Below are 13,326 nucleotides of genomic sequence, written 5' to 3' on the forward strand. Positions count from 1 at the left end.
GCTAGCCCAGGGCCTGGCGCAGGTCCTCCAGCAGGTCGTCGGCGTTCTCGATGCCGACGGAGAGGCGGACGAGGTCGGCGGGGACCTCCAGGGCCGAGCCGGCCGCGGAGGCGTGGGTCATCCGGCCGGGGTGCTCGATCAGGGACTCGACGCCGCCGAGCGACTCGCCGAGGGTGAACACCTTGGCGCGGTTGCACACCTCGACGGCCGCCTCCTCGCCGCCCTCGACGCGGAAGGAGATCATGCCGCCGAAGGCCCGCATCTGCTTGGCGGCGACCTCGTGACCGGGGTGCTCGGGCAGGCCCGGGTAGAGCACGCTGGTGACGCGGGCGTGCCGGCTGAGCATGTCGGCGACCTTGGTGGCGTTCTCGCTGTGCCGGTCCATGCGCACCGCGAGGGTCTTGGTGCCGCGCAGCACCAGCCAGGAGTCGAAGGGGCCGGCGACGGCGCCCATCGCGTTCTGGTGGTAGGCCAGTTCCTCGCCGAGCGCCTGGTCGGAGACGATCAGGGCGCCGCCGACCACGTCGGAGTGGCCGCCCATGTACTTGGTCAGGGAGTGCACGACGACGTCCGCACCGAGCGACAGCGGCTGCTGGAGGTACGGCGTGGCGAAGGTGTTGTCGACGACGAGGCGCGCGCCCGCGTCGTGGGCGACCTGGGCGACGGCGGCGATGTCGGTGATGCCGAGCAGCGGGTTGGAGGGGGTCTCCACCCAGACGGCCTTGGTCCGCGGGGTGATCGCGGCCCGTACGGCGGCCGGGTCGCTGGTGTCGGCGACGGACCACTCCACGCCCCAGCGGGTGGCCACCTTGGAGAAGAGGCGGAAGGTGCCGCCGTAGGCGTCGTTCGGGATCACCACGTGGTCACCGGGGGTGAGCAGCGTGCGCAGCAGGGTGTCCTCGGCCGCGAGGCCGGAGGCGAACGCGAGGCCGCGGCTGCCGCCCTCCAGCGCGGCGAGGTTCTCCTCGAGGGCGGTACGGGTCGGGTTGGCGCTGCGGCTGTACTCGTAGCCGCCGCGCAGCCCGCCGACGCCGTCCTGCTTGTAGGTCGAGACCTGGTAGATCGGCGGGACGACCGCGCCGGTGAGGGGATCCGCGGTGTTGCCCGCGTGGATCGCAAGGGTCTCGAAGTGCTGACTGATGTGCCTGTCGCTCATGGGCACCGAGCGTAGTGTGCCCGGCGGGATTCCGGCGCGTCCGGTGTCATGCCCCGGACGGAAGTTGTCCACAGGTTGGACGGCGAGGTTGTCCACAGGCCCGCGGCGGGGTTGGTCATTTGCCGGCGGGGTCTGGAACCCTTGGGGGCATGGTGATTCTCTGGCTGCTCCTGGCACTGCTCATGGTGAGCTTCGTGCTGCTCCCGCTCGTACGGCGCAGGCGCGGGCTGATCGAGCAGGTGCACCCGGACCACCCGGACGCCGCCGACCCCGCGGCCTACGGCTTCCTGCGCCAGGAGGAGCTGGACATACGGCTGCCCGGCCCGGACCAGGATCTGCTGGACGCGCTGGAGCTGGTGCAGCGCACCGGCGACTACACGGCGGCGGCCCAGTTGCTGGCCGGCACCGAGACGGCGGGCGAGCTGCGCTGGCAGCGGGTGCAGGCCCTCGGCGGCGCGGCCGCGCTGGAGCTGGAGCAGCGTCCCGGCGGGGTGCACGAGACGCCGGGCGGCCAGTGGCTGCGGGTGTGGCGGGCGGAGCGGCCCGAGGACGCGGGCGGTGCCGCCGTGCACGCGGAGTTCCTGGTGCAGCGGGCCTGGCGGGCGTCGGCGGCCGGCACGGAGGACTTCCGGCTGCTGCTGGAGGAGGCCCGCGAGGTGTGCGCGCAGGCGGCCGGGCTCGCCCCCGCCGACCCGGTGCCGCACATCATCGAGCTGGCCGTCGCCCGTGGACTGGGCGCCTCCCGCGAGGAGTTCGAGCGGCTGTGGCTGAAGGTCCTCGACCGCGCCCCGCACCACATGGGCGCGCATCTGGCCGCGCTCCCCTACTGGTGCGAGAAGTGGCACGGCTCGCGCGAGCAGGCGTACGCCTTCGCCGAGGCGGCCGCGGCCCGCGCCCCGCGCGGCTCGCTGCTGGCCGCGCTGCCGCTGTTCGCGGTGTTCGAACACCTCCCCGAGGTGAACCTGGTGCTGAGCCTGTACCGCAGCGAGATCGTCGCCAGGGCGATCCAGGGCGCACAGCACGCGGCGCACGAAGCCGAGGCCACCGACCCGACGCTGCCGCACGTCCGCCATCTGCTGGTCTTCTTCCTGGTGCGCGCCGAGCGCTGGGCGGAGGCGATGCACGAGCTGATACACGTCGACGGCCATGTCGGCGCCCTGCCCTGGACGCTGGCGGCCGACCCGGCGGCCGAGTTCGCCGTCTACCGCGCCCTGGCGGTAGGGGGGTTCGAGGCCAACGGGGGCAGCCCGGCGAGCCTGCCCGGCTGAGTCGGCCGCCCCCTCCCACAGGGCGGGCACCGAGGACTACCTGGCCGCCGTCTCCGACACCCGACCGACCCTGACCACCAAGGCGATCAAGGAGTTCGGCGAGGACATCGACACGTACAGCCGGCTGTGACCCGAGCGCACCGGCCACTCACCGCGCCTCCGGCGGCGAGTGGCCGGACGCCGGACGTCAGATGGTCGCGGTGTCGATCACGAAGCGGTACCGCACATCGCTGGCGAGCACCCGCTCGTACGCGTCGTTGATCTCCGACGCGGTGATCAGCTCGATCTCCGCGCCCAGGCCGTGCTCCGCGCAGAAGTCCAGCATCTCCTGGGTCTCCGGGATGCCGCCGATGCCGGAGCTGCTGAGGCTGCGGCGGTTGCCGAAGAGGGACTGGAGGACGATCTGCACCGGCTCCTCGGGCAGGCCCACGTTGACCATGGCGCCGTCCGTGCGCAGCAGGGAGAGGTAGGCGCCGAAGTCCAGCGGGGCGGAGACCGTGTTGAGGATGAGGTCGAAGGTGCCCTTGAGGTCCTCGAAGGTCTTCGGGTCGCTGGTGGCGTAGTAGTGGTCGGCGCCCAGCTTCAGGCCGTCGTCCTTCTTGCGCAGGGACTGGGAGAGGACGGTGACCTCCGCGCCCAGCGCGTGCGCGATCTTGACGCCCATGTGGCCGAGGCCGCCGAGGCCGACGACGGCGACCTTCTTTCCGGGGCCGGCGTTCCAGTGCTTCAGCGGGGAGTACGTGGTGATGCCGGCGCACAGCAGCGGCGCGGCCACGTCGAGGGAGAGGCCCTCGGGGATGCGGACGACGTAGTTCTCGTCCACGACGACCTTCTGGGAGTAGCCGCCGTACGTCGGCGTGCCGTCCCGGCCGGTGTCGTTGTACGTCCAGGTGGGGCCCTGCTCGCAGTACTGCTGGAGGCCGGCCTTGCAGTTGTCGCACTCCCGGCAGGAGTCGACCATGCAGCCGACGCCCACGCGGTCGCCGACGGCGTACTTCGTCACGCCGGAGCCGACCTCCGTGACGATGCCCGCGATCTCGTGGCCCGGCACCATCGGGAAGGACGCCTTGCCCCAGCCCTCGCGGACCTGGTGGATGTCGGAGTGGCAGATACCGGCGAACTTGATGTCGATCAGGACGTCGAACTCGCCCACCGCCCGTCGCTCGATCTCGGTCCGCTCCAGGGGGGCCTTGGCGGCGGGTGCGGCGTACGCGGCAACTGTGGTCATGGCGGGGTTCTCCCTCACAAGGTCTGACGTGTGCCCGGCTGCATGTCCACCGGGCACACCTCAAGGGTGCCCCCAGTCCCGCGAACCACCCAGGCCACGCCTTTGCGTACGACCGCTGTGCCTACCACTGGCGGGGTCAGGCTGGCAGGCCTACGACCAGGGGGGGCGGCGGATACTTGCGGTATGGAAGAACAGCAGGACACCGCGGTGACCGGCCCGCCCCTGGACCGGCGGGCCGAGCTGAGCGAGTTTCTGCGCAGCCGGCGGGCCCGGCTCAAGCCCGAGGACGTGGGGCTGCCCGACTTCGGCCGGCACCGCCGGGTGCCGGGGCTGCGCCGGGAGGAGCTGGCGCAGCTGGCCGGGGTGTCGGTGGCGTACTACACGCGCCTGGAGCAGGGCAACGGCCGCAATGTGTCGGCGGAGGTCCTGGACTCGATCGCCCGCGCCCTGCGCCTCACGGACGCCGAGCACGCGCATCTGACCCATCTGGCCAGGCCGAAGGCGCACAAGAAGAAGCCGGCCGCCCGGCAGCAGCAGGTGCGGCCGGCGCTGCGGCAGCTGCTGGACACGCTGGAGGGCGTGCCCGCGTACATCGTGGGCCGGCGCTCGGAGATCCTCGCCTGGAACCGGATGGCGGCGACGGTGTTCGGCGACTGGGCGGAGCTGCCGGCGGCCGAGCGGAACTGGGCGCGCCTGGTGTTCCTCAGGCCCGAGTACCGGGACCTGTTCGTCGACTGGGAACAGAAGGCGATCGACATCGTCTGCGCGCTGCGCATGGACGCGGGCTGCTATCCGGACGATCCCCGGCTGTCCGCGCTGGTGGGGGAACTCTCCGTCAAGAGCGAGGAGTTCCGTCGGCTGTGGGCCACGCACGACGTCAAGGAGAAGAGTTACGGCGTCAAGCGGCTGCACCATCCGCTGGTGGGCGACCTCGCCCTGAGCTACGAGTCGTTCCGCATGTCGGACGGCACCGACCAGTGCCTGCTCACCTACCACGCGGAACCCGGCTCGCCGTCCGCCGAGTCCCTGCGGCTGCTGGCCAGCTGGGGAACCGACGCGACCCGCGCGGGGACCTCCGCATAGCCCCCGCGCGGCCGGGCGTCAGGTGCCCGCGTTCTCCTTCACCGTGATCTTGCCCTTGCGGATGGTGACGAGCCGCGGTGCCTTCTTGGCGAGCGAGGAGTCGTGGGTGACCATGACGAAGGTCAGCCCGTGCTCCTTCCACAGCCGTTCGAGTACGTCCATGATCTCGTCGCGGGTGCTCTCGTCGAGGTTGCCGGTCGGCTCGTCGGCGAGCAGCACCTTGGGCTTCTTCACCAGCGCGCGGGCGATGGCGACGCGCTGCTGCTGGCCGCCGGACATCTCGCCGGGCAGGTGCCCCAGGCGTTCGCCGAGGCCGACGGACTCCAGCGCCTCGGCGGCGAGTTCGCGCCGCTGCTTCGTCTTGATGCCGAGCGGTACGAGGGCGGTCTCCACGTTCTCCTGGGCGGTGAGCGTGGGGATGAGGTTGAAGGACTGGAAGACGAAGCCGATGTTCTCGCTGCGCACCCGCGTCAGCCGGGCCTCGCTCAGCCTGGCCAGGTCGGTGCCGTCCAGGACCACCTCGCCGGAGGTGGGCCGGTCGAGGCCGCCGAGCATCTGGAGCAGGGTGGACTTGCCGCCGCCGGTGGGGCCCTGGATGACGAGGCGGTCGCCGTCGCCGATGGTCAGGTCGACGCCGTCGAGGGCGTGGATGCTGTCTTTGCCGCGGGTGTAGCGCTTGGTGACGTTCTTGAGTTCATACATGGTGGCTCCTGGGAGGGAATTCGGGGAGGGCGGTCGCGCGCGGCACGGCTACTCCACCCGTCGCAGCGCGTCCGCCGGGCGCAGCCGGGAGGCGCGCCAGCCGCCGAAGGCTCCCGCGATGAGGCCGCCCGCCACCGCGAGGCCGACCGCCAGCAGGATGGTCGTCAGGCTCACCGGGGCCGTCAGGGCCACCTCCAGGGACTTCGCGGCCTGCCGGCCGGCACCGCCGAACCCGGCGCCGCCACCGCCCCCGCCGAAGCCGCCACCACCGGGGCGCTCGCCGAAGCCGCTTCCGCCGGCACCCAGTTGAGCCTGGAGGGTCGGGCTGATCGCGGTGACGACATAGGCGCCCGCGAGGCCCAGGGCGATGCCGAGGACGCCGCCCACCAAGCCGTTGACGATGGCCTCGCCGACCACCTGCCGGGTGACCCGGCCCGACTTCCAGCCCAGCGCCTTCAGGGTGCCGAACTCGCGCACCCGGCGGGAGACCGCGGAGGAGGTGAGCAGGCCGGCGACCAGGAACGCGGCCACGAGCACCGCGATCGACAGCCACTTGCCGACGTTGGTGGCGAGCGAGGAGGCGGTGGACAGGGAGCCCGAGACCGTCTTGGCGAGGTCGGAGGAGGTGGTGACCGTCGTACCGGAGACGTTCTTCTGGATGGTGCTCTTGACGGCGTCGATCTTCTGGGAGTCGGTCGCCCGCACGTAGATCGTGGTGACCTTGTCCTTCTCGCCCGCGAGGGTCTGCGCCTGCTCCAGCGGGATGTACAGGTTGGCCGCCGAGTCGCCGCTGTCCGCGGTGGCGATGCCGATCACCTTGTACGTGGTGCCCTTGATGGTGACGGTGGAGCCGACCTTGTACTTCTTCTCCTTGGCGTACGCCGAGTCGGCCACGGCCACCTTGGCGTTCGTCTCGGTGGACTTGAAGCCGCGCCCACTGGTGATCTTGGAGGAGGTCAGCGGGCCCAGTCCGGTCTGGGTGACATCGGTGCCGTAGACCGTGTACTGGTTGATGTTGAAGTCGGCGCCGCCGCCCTTGACCTCGCCCTGCGGCTGGCCGCTGCTGCCGCGCCGGAAGCCGTAGCCGCCACCGCCGCCGCTCTGCTGGAACTGGCCGCGGGTGAAGGTGCCGCTGACCTTGACCACCGAGAGGTTGAGACCGCCGACGGCCGCCGCGACGCCCTGCTGGCCGGAGACCTTGGAGACGGTGGAGGAGGCGAGGGTGCTGAAGCCCTGTACCCGGACCCGGTCGCTGCTCTGCGTCGTCTTGTCGCCCTCGCCGTGCGCGCCGAACTGGAAGCGGGGCTGCTGGGAGCCCGCGGCGGTGGGCGTGGCCGCCTTGGTGACCGTCATGTCCGTACCGAGGCCGTAGAGCGACTGGAGGACCTTGTCCTGGGCCTTGCCCATGCCGCTGGCCACGGAGTTGACCACGATGACCAGCGCGATGCCCAGCGCGAGGCCGGAGGCGATGACGAGCGCCGCCTTCCGACGGCGGCGCAGCTCGCGCCTCAGGTAGGTGAAGAACATGCGCCGCACGTTAGGAACGCACCGTGACGGCATGCTGAGTCCACTGTGAGAGCTGGATAAGAAACCCCGGAAACAGCGGTGCCGCCCCCGGAGGGGCGGCACTCGAGGGGCTGTCGGGGGCGGCTCAGACGGCCGAACCGGCCTTCCACTGGGCCCAGTCCATGTTCCAGCCGTTGAGGCCGTTGTCCGGGGCGACGGTCTTGTCGCCGGTGTGCTGGATCACCACGACGTCACCGATCAGCGAGTGGTTGTAGAACCAGGCGGCCGGGGTGTTCGGGTCGCCCGCGCCCTTGACGTCCTGGAGGCCGACGCAGCCGTGGCTGGTGTTGACGCTGCCGAACACCGAGGGGGCGCCCCAGTAGTTGCCGTGGATGAAGGTGCCGGAGGTGGTCAGGCGCATGGCGTGCGGCACGTCCTTGATGTCGTACTCGCCCTTGCCGTCGTCGTCCGTGAAGCCGACGGTCGCGCCGTTCATGCGGGTCTGCTTGAACTTCTCGGAGATCACCATCTGGCCCTCGTACGTGGTGTGGTCGGGGGCGCCGGCGGAGATCGGGATGGTCTTGACGACCTTGCCGTCCTGCGTGACCTTCATCTGGTGGGTCTGCGCGTCGACGTAGGAGACCTGGTTGCGGCCGATGTGGAAGGTGACCGTCTTCTGCTGGACGCCGTAGACGCCGTTCGCGCCCTGGACGCCGTCGAGGGCGAGCTTCAGGGTGACGGTGGAGCCTTCCTTCCAGTAGTCCTGGGGGCGGCAGTCCATGCGGTTGGCGTTGAACCAGTGGCAGGCGACCTCCTGGCCGCTGCTGGAGCTGACCGTGATGCCCTTCTGCACGGCCGCCTTGTTGGTGATCGCCTTGTCGAAGTTGATCGAGACCGGCATGCCCACGCCGACGGTCGAGCCGTTGTCGGGGGTGTAGGTGCCGATGAAGCTGTTCGCCGGGGACACGGTGGTGAAGGACGCGTTCTCGTGGGCTATGCGGCCCTGGGAGTCCTTGGCCGTCGCGGCGATCTTGTAGGTGGTGGAGCGCTCCAGCTGGACGGCCGGCTTCCAGCTCAGCTTGTCCGCGGACAGCCGGCCGGCGACGGTCTTGCCGTCCTCGGTGGTCATGGTGACGCCGGTGAGCGTGCCCTTGCTGACGGCGACGGTGCCGGAGTTGTTGATCGACGCGTTGTCCGAGCCGTCCTTCGGGGTGACCGCGATCTGCGCCTCGGACGACTTCTTGGCGGCCGCCGCATCGGCCTGGGCCTGCGATGACTCACCGCTGCCGTGGGCCGCGGCCTTGTCTCCTCCGGAACAGGCCGAGAGCATCAGCACACCGCCGAGCAGCGCGGACGCGGCCACCAGGCCCTTGCGCCGCTTACCGTCCGTCATCACAAGCTTCTCCATCGTTGCCGAGTCGCAGATAACCCCGAGAGTCCCCCGCAAGAACCTTCAACGCTACGGCCGGTTCGTCCCGTTCCGGAACCACTGGATCTGTGGGGCACGCCACGTCCGCCGGCTTGTGCCACGGTGCGTCGCCGGGCGGATGGCCCTGCCGCGGTACGCCGCCGGGCGGGTGGTGGTGTGCGATCGGTCCGTGCGCCCCCCGCACGACAAAACCCCGGACGGCCCTCGGCGTCCGGGGTTTGACCCGCCCCTGAGCGCTCAGCCGACGGCGTCCTCTTCTTCGTCCTCCTCATCATCGCCGTCGAGGTCCCATTCGGGCGAGTCCGGGTCGTAGTCGATCCGCTCACTCGACCAGGAAGCCTGCTGGAGCTCCACGCCGGGCACCGCGCTGACCAGGTCGAACGGATCCACGAGATAGGCGAGGGCCTCCGCGGTGTCCTCCGTCACAGCGCCCTCGGCCTGGTCCCGCTCGGCCTCCGGCAGTTCCGGGTCGGCGGCGAGCCGGCGCAGCGCGGCCCTGGTCACCTCGTCGTCGTCCTGGACCTCGACCACCAGCTCCACCCGAAGCCGTACATACCGTGATGTCTCTTCATCGCTCATGGCGGGAGCGTACGACCGAAACCTCCCGTGACTTTCCCGTGACCCGCGACTTTCACTAACATCGGTTCACCCGGCCAATTCGCCAGCGTCACAAGGGGATCGATATTCCGTGTCATCCGCTCGCCGTCCGCTGCTGACCGCCACCGCCGCGGGCACTCTGCTGTGCGCCCTGTGGTTCGTCCCGTCCGCGCACGCGTCCCAGGAGGAACCGGCGCGCAACGTGGCGGCCGGCTCCGTCACGACCTTCTCCCAGCCCGCCACCGAGCAGGCGAGCGCGGTGACGACGGCGGCCACCAGAACCGATTCGGCGACGGCGGACGGCGCCCGGCTCGCCGACACCGGAAGCCCGGACACCACGCCGTACGTCGTCGGCGGGAGCCTCTTCCTCGCCCTGGGCGCCGGATTCGTGGTGTATTCGGTGCGCCGCGAACGCCTGGGTTTTTAATCTCCCTTGACTGATCTTTCACAGGGATTACATAGTTCGCCCTATGGAGAGATCATCGGGCGCCCGGCTGTGCGCCGCCGTCGCCGTGAGCGCGCTGTCGATCACCCTCGTCACGGGCTGTTCTGACGGGGGGTCGAAGAACGCCCCGGCTCCGGAGACGGCGCGGAAGGCGCTGAGCGCCGCCGAGTTGCGGAAGCTGATCGTCGCTCAGGACGCGCTGCCCGGCTACCAGGTCGGGGCGGTGCCCGAGAGCCGCGCCAAGCGGATCACCACCGACAAGACGGCCTGCGAGCCGCTGACACGGGTGATGAGCGGGCTCCCGCCCACCGCCGCGCCGGCGAGCACCGACCGCCTGGTCACCGAGAACGCGAAGAAGCGGCCCTCGGGCAAGCCGACGTCCCTGGACGACATGGACGAGGGCGAGTTCGAGGAGACGATGCAGAAGTCCCTCGACCGGGACGTCACCACGGTGACGCTCGCCTCGTACGACGGGGACGGCGCCGAGCGGGCCCTGACGTCGCTGTCCGCCGCCCTGAAGGCGTGCGCGGGCGGCTTCACCGGTCGGCAGGCCGGTACCTCGGTGAAGTTCACCAAGGTGGCCGGGGAGAAGCCCGCGGGCGGCGGGGACGCGTCGGTCGCGTTCGCCGCGACGATGGAAGAGGGCGGCGGCGGGGACGGCGAGGGTACGGCACCGGTGCACGCCGAGGTGGACCGGCACGGCTCCACCCTGTCCGTCTACTTCACGTCGAACCTGGGCGCGATGATGGCCAGGAAGGCGTACACGGTGACGCCGGCGGTCGTACGGGCGCAGGAGACCAGGCTGACGTGACGGCGCGGAGGCCCTGGGCATCACCAGGGCCCCCGCGCTTGCCGGTTGCCGAAGCCGACCGGCCACTGGCGCGGACCGGCTACTGAAGCGGACCGGCCTACTGGAGCGGACCGGTGACCTTCTCCACGGCCGCGACCAGGTGGCCGCCGCGCACGAAGGCGTCGGCCGCGGCCAGGTCGGGCGCCAGGAAACGGTCCGGTCCGGGGCCCTGGACACCGGCGGCGCGGACGGCCTCGATCACGGCACGGGAGGCGGGCGCCGGGCTCAGACCCTCGCGCAGTTCGAGGGCGCGGGTGGCCGCGTACAGCTCGACGGCGATGATCCGGGTGAGGTTGTCCACGGCGGTGCGCAGCTTGCGCGCGGCCGACCAGCCCATGGAGACGTGGTCCTCCTGCATGGCGGAGGACGGGATGGAGTCCGCGGAGGCCGGTACGGCGAGCCGCTTCATCTCGCTGACCAGGGCGGCCTGCGTGTACTGGGCGATCATCAGACCGGAGTCCACGCCGGCGTCGTCGGCGAGGAACGGCGGCAGGCCGTGGCTGCGGTTCTTGTCGAGCAGCCGGTCGGTGCGGCGCTCGGCGATGGAGCCGAGGTCGGCGGCGGCGACGGCGAGGAAGTCCAGCACGTAGGCCACGGGCGCGCCGTGGAAGTTGCCGTTGGACTCCACCCGCCCTCCCCCAGAGCCGAAAGCCTGGGAGGTGCCCCCAGGCAGCACCACCGGGTTGTCGACCGCCGAGGCCAGCTCGCGCTCGGCGACCAGGCGGGCGTGCGCCATGGTGTCCCGGCCGGCGCCCGCGACCTGCGGGGCGCAGCGCACCGAGTAGGCGTCCTGGACGCGCGGGGCGTCGTCCTGGTGGTGCCCGGTGAGCTGGGAACCCTCCAGCACCGCCAGCATGTTGGCGGCCGCGGCGCCCTGACCGGGGTGCGGGCGGATGGCGTGCAGCTCGGGCGCGAGCACCTTGTCGGTGCCGAGCAGCGCCTCCAGGCTGAGGGCGGCGGTGATGTCGGCGGACTTGTAGAGGGTGTCGAGGTCGGCGAGGGCCATGACCAGCATGCCGAGCATGCCGTCGGTGCCGTTGAGCAGGGCCAGGCCCTCCTTCTCGCGCAGCTCGACGGGTTGGATGCCGTGCTCGGCGAGGAGTTCGCCGGCGGGCCGTACGACGCCGTCGGGGCCCTCGGCGTCGCCCTCGCCCATCAGGGTCAGGGCGCAGTGGGACAGCGGGGCGAGGTCGCCGGAGCAGCCGAGGGAGCCGTACTCGTGCACGACCGGGGTGATCCCGGCGTTGAGCACGTCGGCCATGGTCTGCGCGACCTCGGGGCGTACGCCGGTGTGTCCGGAGCAGACGGTCTTCAGGCGCAGGAACATCAGGGCCCGTACGACTTCCCGCTCCACCCGCGGGCCCATGCCGGCGGCGTGCGAGCGGACGATGTTGCGCTGTAGCTGGGCGCGGAGTTCCGGGCTGATGTGCCGGGTCGCCAGGGCGCCGAAACCGGTGGAGACGCCGTAGACCGGATCCGGCTTGGCCGCCAGCGCGTCCACGATCTCGCGGGCCGCGGCCAGCGCGGCCAGGGCCTCCTCCGACAGCTCGATGCGGGCAGCGCCGCGCGCCACGGCGAGAACGTCGGACGCCGAGACACCGGACGTCCCCACCACCACAGTGTGCATATCCATATTCAGGAGCGTACGCATTGAATGCGGCGCTGTCACTAGTGGGGACGGGGTGCGCCCCTTACCCGGCGATGTGGGCTTCGTCGCAGCCCTCAGGGGTTGCGGCCGCGGAAGCGGCGGCGCTCGCGGGGCGGCGGCGGCGCGTCGGCGAGGCGGACGACGGGATCGTCGGGGCCCTCACGCCCGGCGACTACGGGGCGGTCGGCGCGCATCGCCTTGGCACGGTACTGCGCGGCGTCCGCGAGGCGGAACAGCCGCCGGCCGTCGGCCACCGGGCCGATCGGATCCTCGGTCGAGGCGACCCCGCAGGCCACCCCCTCCCCCAGCTCCAACTCGCCCGCGCGGCGGCACAGTTCGTCCGCCGCCTTCACCACCGCGTCGGCGGGCGGCCCGACCGCGAGGAGGCAGAACTCGTCCCCGCCGAGCCGAGCGACCAGCGCGCCCGGCACCATCGCGCCGCACAGCGACAGCACCGAGCCGAAGCGTTCGAGGAGCCGGTCGCCGACGGAGTGGCCCTGGGTGTCGTTGACCCGCTTGAGCCCGTTCAGGTCGCACACCACGAGGCTGACGACGACGCCGTCCGCGCGGTGCCGTTCGAGCGCCTCGTCGAGGTGCACATCGACGGCGCGGCGGTTGGCGAGGCCGGTCAGGGCGTCGGTGTAGGCGAGTCGGCGGGCCTCCTCCAGGCGCTCGGTCTGCGCGAGCCCCGCGGCGACGACGGCGGCGAGCACGGTCGCGAAGTCGGCGTCCGGACGGCCGAACACCGGGGCTCCGACGGCACGGGCGACGTAGACCTCGCCCCAGGCCCTGCCGTGCAGCACGACGGGGGCGACGACACAGCAGCCACGGCCGCGGCGGCGCAGGGCGGCGACGCGCTGGTGGAAGTAGCCGGGGACGCCGGCGGCGGTGCCCTCGGCGGTCTCCACCCAGGCGTTGGGACCGCCGCCGCCGGCCCAGCGTTCGTGCAGGAACTCGGTGATCTCCGGGAACTGGTGCACCGGGTACGACTCGGCCTCGGGGAACTCCTCCTCGTCCGGGCACCGGTCCCCCACGTTCACCAGGACCCGCAGCCGGCCCAGCTCGCGCTCCCACACCGACAGCGCGGCGAAGTTGCCTGCCAGCGCGTGACAGGCGCCGAGCGCGGCGGCGTGCCACGAGTCCTCAGGGGTGCGTGCCGCGGCCATTCCCTGCGCCAACGCCACCACTGCGGCAAGCCGCTCGTCGTCGCCCATTACTCCAGGCTAGGGAGGATTTTGTCATATAGGTACATGGATGCGGCGAACAGGGGGTTTGTTCGGGGCGCTCCGGCATCGACGGGCACAGCGGCCTTCGGAGTACAGGACCCACCCGACTCGCGCCGCGGTCTCGCCGCGGACGATGACGAAGGCAGCAAAGGCGGCCACACAGAAAAGCGCCGCCGAACCCCACACGT

The 13,326-nt window shown here is 71.4% G+C and carries 12 protein-coding genes; 4 read left to right on the forward strand and 8 right to left on the reverse strand.

Annotation, left to right across the window (positions count from 1 at the left end; genetic code table 11):
- Position 1: 1 nt before the first annotated feature.
- Positions 2-1,156, reverse strand: coding sequence for a cystathionine gamma-synthase (locus tag ACE4Q9_RS12475; RefSeq protein WP_397984315.1), 1,155 nt, complete (start codon positions 1,154-1,156; stop codon positions 2-4).
- A gap of 149 nt (positions 1,157-1,305) precedes the next feature.
- On the opposite strand from ACE4Q9_RS12475, the gene ACE4Q9_RS12480 reads away from it, so the two are divergent.
- Positions 1,306-2,424, forward strand: coding sequence for a hypothetical protein (locus ACE4Q9_RS12480; protein WP_397984316.1), 1,119 nt, complete (start codon positions 1,306-1,308; stop codon positions 2,422-2,424).
- 187 nt (positions 2,425-2,611) lie between these two features.
- On the opposite strand, the gene ACE4Q9_RS12485 is transcribed toward ACE4Q9_RS12480, so the two are convergent.
- The gene (locus ACE4Q9_RS12485) at positions 2,612-3,652 is read right to left on the reverse strand and encodes an NAD(P)-dependent alcohol dehydrogenase (protein WP_397984317.1); all 1,041 of its coding nucleotides are present in this window, start codon (positions 3,650-3,652) and stop codon (positions 2,612-2,614) included.
- A 183-nt stretch (positions 3,653-3,835) separates the two neighbouring features.
- Between ACE4Q9_RS12485 and ACE4Q9_RS12490 the strand changes: the two genes are divergently transcribed.
- Positions 3,836-4,735 (forward strand): helix-turn-helix domain-containing protein, encoded by a 900-nt coding sequence (locus ACE4Q9_RS12490; RefSeq protein ID WP_397984318.1) that lies wholly within the window; start codon positions 3,836-3,838, stop codon positions 4,733-4,735.
- An 18-nt stretch (positions 4,736-4,753) separates the two neighbouring features.
- Here ACE4Q9_RS12490 and ACE4Q9_RS12495 read toward each other — a convergent pair whose 3' ends face one another.
- The 4 genes from ACE4Q9_RS12495 to ACE4Q9_RS12510 all read right to left on the reverse strand — a co-directional run bounded on the left by ACE4Q9_RS12495 (position 4,754) and on the right by ACE4Q9_RS12510 (position 8,951).
- Positions 4,754-5,437 (reverse strand): ABC transporter ATP-binding protein, encoded by a 684-nt coding sequence (locus ACE4Q9_RS12495; protein ID WP_397984319.1) that lies wholly within the window; start codon positions 5,435-5,437, stop codon positions 4,754-4,756.
- Positions 5,438-5,485: 48 nt separating this feature from the next.
- Complete coding sequence (locus ACE4Q9_RS12500; protein WP_397984320.1) at positions 5,486-6,964, reverse strand: ABC transporter permease; 1,479 nt, start codon at positions 6,962-6,964, stop codon at positions 5,486-5,488.
- A gap of 124 nt (positions 6,965-7,088) precedes the next feature.
- The gene (locus ACE4Q9_RS12505) at positions 7,089-8,336 is read right to left on the reverse strand and encodes an Ig-like domain-containing protein (RefSeq protein ID WP_397984321.1); all 1,248 of its coding nucleotides are present in this window, start codon (positions 8,334-8,336) and stop codon (positions 7,089-7,091) included.
- A gap of 273 nt (positions 8,337-8,609) precedes the next feature.
- On the reverse strand, positions 8,610-8,951 hold the full coding sequence (locus ACE4Q9_RS12510; protein ID WP_397984322.1) for a hypothetical protein: 342 nt from the start codon (positions 8,949-8,951) through the stop codon (positions 8,610-8,612).
- 109 nt (positions 8,952-9,060) lie between these two features.
- On the opposite strand from ACE4Q9_RS12510, the gene ACE4Q9_RS12515 reads away from it, so the two are divergent.
- Both ACE4Q9_RS12515 and ACE4Q9_RS12520 read left to right on the forward strand, forming a co-directional pair.
- Positions 9,061-9,396 (forward strand): LAETG motif-containing sortase-dependent surface protein, encoded by a 336-nt coding sequence (locus ACE4Q9_RS12515; RefSeq protein WP_397984323.1) that lies wholly within the window; start codon positions 9,061-9,063, stop codon positions 9,394-9,396.
- 43 nt (positions 9,397-9,439) lie between these two features.
- Complete coding sequence (locus ACE4Q9_RS12520; protein WP_397984324.1) at positions 9,440-10,225, forward strand: hypothetical protein; 786 nt, start codon at positions 9,440-9,442, stop codon at positions 10,223-10,225.
- 97 nt (positions 10,226-10,322) lie between these two features.
- Here the strand turns inward: ACE4Q9_RS12520 and hutH are convergent, their stop codons facing one another.
- On the reverse strand, positions 10,323-11,891 hold the full coding sequence (gene hutH, locus ACE4Q9_RS12525) for a histidine ammonia-lyase (protein ID WP_397987193.1): 1,569 nt from the start codon (positions 11,889-11,891) through the stop codon (positions 10,323-10,325).
- Positions 11,892-11,986: 95 nt separating this feature from the next.
- On the reverse strand, positions 11,987-13,126 hold the full coding sequence (locus ACE4Q9_RS12530) for a diguanylate cyclase domain-containing protein (RefSeq protein ID WP_397984325.1): 1,140 nt from the start codon (positions 13,124-13,126) through the stop codon (positions 11,987-11,989).
- Between the last annotated feature and the right edge of the window lie 200 nt (positions 13,127-13,326).

This window comes from Streptomyces sp. AM6-12, from assembly GCF_044327085.1.
Classification (GTDB): domain Bacteria; phylum Actinomycetota; class Actinomycetes; order Streptomycetales; family Streptomycetaceae; genus Streptomyces.

Excerpts from the sequence above, each read along its gene's own strand:
- ACE4Q9_RS12475 (WP_397984315.1), bottom strand. The coding sequence starts at position 1,156 with ATGAGCGACAGGCACATCAGTCAGCACTTCGAGACCCTTGCGATCCAC.
- ACE4Q9_RS12480 (WP_397984316.1), top strand. The coding sequence starts at position 1,306 with ATGGTGATTCTCTGGCTGCTCCTGGCACTGCTCATGGTGAGCTTCGTG.
- ACE4Q9_RS12485 (WP_397984317.1), bottom strand. The coding sequence starts at position 3,652 with ATGACCACAGTTGCCGCGTACGCCGCACCCGCCGCCAAGGCCCCCCTG.
- ACE4Q9_RS12490 (WP_397984318.1), top strand. The coding sequence starts at position 3,836 with ATGGAAGAACAGCAGGACACCGCGGTGACCGGCCCGCCCCTGGACCGG.
- ACE4Q9_RS12495 (WP_397984319.1), bottom strand. The coding sequence starts at position 5,437 with ATGTATGAACTCAAGAACGTCACCAAGCGCTACACCCGCGGCAAAGAC.
- ACE4Q9_RS12500 (WP_397984320.1), bottom strand. The coding sequence starts at position 6,964 with ATGTTCTTCACCTACCTGAGGCGCGAGCTGCGCCGCCGTCGGAAGGCG.
- ACE4Q9_RS12505 (WP_397984321.1), bottom strand. The coding sequence starts at position 8,336 with ATGACGGACGGTAAGCGGCGCAAGGGCCTGGTGGCCGCGTCCGCGCTG.
- ACE4Q9_RS12510 (WP_397984322.1), bottom strand. The coding sequence starts at position 8,951 with ATGAGCGATGAAGAGACATCACGGTATGTACGGCTTCGGGTGGAGCTG.
- ACE4Q9_RS12520 (WP_397984324.1), top strand. The coding sequence starts at position 9,440 with ATGGAGAGATCATCGGGCGCCCGGCTGTGCGCCGCCGTCGCCGTGAGC.
- hutH (WP_397987193.1), bottom strand. The coding sequence starts at position 11,891 with ATGCACACTGTGGTGGTGGGGACGTCCGGTGTCTCGGCGTCCGACGTT.
- ACE4Q9_RS12530 (WP_397984325.1), bottom strand. The coding sequence starts at position 13,126 with ATGGGCGACGACGAGCGGCTTGCCGCAGTGGTGGCGTTGGCGCAGGGA.